We start from the raw sequence: 371 nt of genomic DNA, 5'->3' as shown, positions 1-371 counted from the left end.
GAAGTTCTGAATGTTCTGCAAACCCAGAGTGCCGATAATAAACTGACGCTGATGCGCAGTGAGTTTGTTGGTGCGCAGGTCGGTGAAGAATTACGTGACCAGGGTGGTCTGGCTTTATTGCTGGCGTTGTTTGTGGTGATGATTTACGTTGCTGCACGCTTCCAGTTTAAATTTTCGGTCGGCGCTGTGGTGGCATTGTTCCACGACGTAATCATCATTATTGGTCTGTTCTCACTGTTCCAGTGGGAATTTGATCTGACGGTAATGGCAGCGCTGCTGGCGGTCATCGGTTACTCGCTGAACGATACCATCGTTGTTGCTGACCATATCCGTGAAAATTTCCGCATGTTGCGCCGCGGTGATTCGGAAGA

1 pseudogene is annotated in these 371 nt (G+C 49.6%); it reads left to right on the top strand.

Features of this window, described 5'->3' with window-relative positions:
* Positions 1 to 371, top strand: a pseudogene (locus tag B3P58_RS01670) (protein translocase subunit SecF); the annotation flags it as partial.

This window comes from Thalassolituus sp. UBA2009, from assembly GCF_002335285.1.
In the GTDB taxonomy this organism is placed as follows: domain Bacteria; phylum Pseudomonadota; class Gammaproteobacteria; order Pseudomonadales; family Oceanobacteraceae; genus Venatoribacter; species Venatoribacter alkanivorans.
The sequence above is the reverse complement of the archived record's forward strand: the minus strand, read 5'-3'. Positions and strand labels throughout refer to the sequence as shown.